The organism is Chloroflexota bacterium (assembly GCA_018648225.1).
Lineage (GTDB): Bacteria > Chloroflexota > Anaerolineae > Anaerolineales > UBA11858 > NIOZ-UU35.
Map to the genome: position 1 here is coordinate 1 of JABGRQ010000024.1, position 1,955 is coordinate 1,955.

Genomic DNA, 1,955 nt, shown 5'->3' on the forward strand with positions numbered 1-1,955 from the left:
CGGGCTCATAACCCGAAGGTCACAGGTTCGAGTCCTGTCCCCGCTACTTTGACCAAACCATAGCTCGTCGGGCTATGGTTTTTCGTTTGGCCCGAAGGTGACCGGTTGGCAAAACCTACACGACGGAGGAATTTGTCATGAACCGTAAACCATCGGGCTCGTTGTTGCTTAGTAAGGTTATTCCCGGGTTCATCAACTACAAAACAGCCGAAGGATTGGCGCAGCGCACGCTCTATTCGCATGAGCGCCTGCTCAATAAATGGGTGGAATATATTGGCGATCGAGAGATTGACCAGGTCACCAGCCAGAATATTATTACGTATATAAACTGGCTGCGCAATGAATATACCCCACGTCGCTTCAGCGGAAAAACTCATCCCCTATCCCCCAAAACCCTGCGCAATGTCTGGGTGACATTATCATCCTTCTATTCCTGGGCTGCACGAGAATTGCAGTTGCCGAATATCATGAAGGATGTTCCGGCTCCGCGCATTAATAAAGTTCCTATCTCTCCGCTCACACAGGATGAAGTACAACACATGCTAAAAGTTTGTACTTGCTCACGCGAAGCGCACCCTGGCAACCGGAGAAGTTTCGTGATGCGTTTGCCTAACCGTCATCGCGATCAGGCAATAATCCTGATTCTGCTGGATACAGGTTTGCGAGCAATGGAGTTGTGCAAATTGCTGATTGGAAATATTGACCAGAAGACTGGTCGGGTTGAAGTTAAGCATGGCGTGATTGGTGGTGCCAAAGGCGGGAAAGGGCGCACAGTCTTCCTGGGCAAAGTTGCCCGACGGGCATTGTGGCGCTATCTTGCGGAACGAGAAGATGGTAATGATCCTGATGCTCCTGTTTTTCTCACCCATCACGAGCGTCCCTTCAATCCCAATGCGCTGCGTCAGTTGATTCAGAGCATTGCTGAACGAGCAGATGTTAAAAATGCGTATCCTCATAAATTTCGCCATACTTTTGCTATCACATATTTGCGCTCCGGTGGCGATGTTTTTACATTGCAAGCTTTGCTTGGCCACAGCACTTTGGATATGGTGCGCCATTATGCACAAATCGCTGAGGTCGATATTGCCAAGGCTCACCGCAAAGCCAGCCCAGCCGATAATTGGCGACTATAAATAAGCTAAACATCATGTGGCTACCGCCCCAAGTAGCCACATGATGTTTTTTCTTCGATATTATCAATCATCAGGTCGATCGTGATGCCTGAAGCACTCTGCATTTTGATCACCCTACGCCGCCAATCGTTCCGCAGCGATATGTATTACTTTTGATAACTCTGCATTTGACAGTTGGTTGACCATGGCCAGCAATTCATCATCTGGTTGATTAATTGGCTGGGTTGTCAAGTTGGTAATACGTTGGCGAACATCGTTACTCAGCATGGGCGCATAAATGCTATCTGTGATCTGTAGATCGTTATGCATCAAATTCATTGAAACAGCCTTGTAATCCGCTGCAGTGCGTGCGTGCAGCAATCCATAGACGGCGTTCCCGTGGCGAAACTTGTGTGCTGATTTGTAGGGTAATCCAGCCTGTTCAAACAAAAGGCGCAACCGTCGATTTAGAGCTTGGCTGCGATTTTTTCCTGGATTGTCCAAGGATAGGGTTTGTTCTCCCCAGTGACTTTTAATTGGGGTGTACCACGGCGCATTTACGGCCAATTGGCTGCGCACGAATTCATCCCAGGATCGGGCTACTTTGAGTAATTCGGGAATGTGGATGAGATAGGTTATGGCTCGTTTGCCATTTTTCGTTTTTACACCCAGTTCTGGCCACTGATGAACTAAAAGCTCCTGGAAATCGATCGCTTCAATGGGGGAGGATACGAAAGCTCCGGCCCGTTCGCCGGTCAAGAATAAGCGGGCTACGGCTGCCCGATCCCGCCAATGTGCTAAGTCTCCCTTCTCGCCTGGCAGAGTGGCCAAAAGAATAGCTTC

At 49.0% G+C, this 1,955-nt stretch carries 2 protein-coding genes; one reads left to right on the top strand and one right to left on the bottom strand.

All coding sequences use genetic code 11. From position 1 onward, the window contains the following. Positions 1–137: 137 nt before the first annotated feature. The gene (locus tag HN413_00670; protein ID MBT3388902.1) at positions 138–1,133 is read left to right on the top strand and encodes a tyrosine-type recombinase/integrase; all 996 of its coding nucleotides are present in this window, start codon (positions 138–140) and stop codon (positions 1,131–1,133) included. A 114-nt stretch (positions 1,134–1,247) separates the two neighbouring features. Here HN413_00670 and HN413_00675 read toward each other — a convergent pair. Beyond that, positions 1,248–1,955 (bottom strand): site-specific integrase (locus HN413_00675; protein ID MBT3388903.1); only part of this gene is annotated, 708 nt, incomplete at its 5' end.

What these genes read in the sequence shown, in the direction of transcription:
- HN413_00670 (MBT3388902.1), top strand. Translation starts at nt 138, where the DNA reads ATGAACCGTAAACCATCGGGCTCGTTGTTGCTTAGTAAGGTTATTCCC.